The organism is Xenorhabdus santafensis, assembly GCF_033949405.1.
Lineage (GTDB): Bacteria > Pseudomonadota > Gammaproteobacteria > Enterobacterales > Enterobacteriaceae > Xenorhabdus > Xenorhabdus santafensis.
Window position 1 is genome coordinate 1 of sequence record NZ_VCDN01000251.1, and the last position, 226, is coordinate 226.

1 protein-coding gene is annotated in these 226 nt (G+C 57.1%); it reads left to right on the plus strand.

Translation table 11 applies throughout. The features are described 5' to 3' along the window. Nucleotides 1-226: hypothetical protein (locus FE392_RS20100; protein WP_319931894.1), on the plus strand; the 226-nt coding region annotated here is incomplete at both ends.

Consider the following 226-nt stretch of genomic DNA (forward strand, 5'->3'; position numbering starts at 1 on the left):
GATTGTGCTGGAATACCGCAAAAAAATCCTGATCCGCATGATGATGGAACCCCGGATTATTGGGCGCGGCGGGGCAATTATTCCGCTGAACGTCACGGTCAGTACCAAACACGGGCTGAAAGACATTGTCTGGGACACCGCCAATCTCGTGGGCGGGGGCGGAAAATTGGTCAGCGCCAGTGCGCCGTTGGCTGACAATTTAGCAGCTGAATCGGTGCGCGGCGGC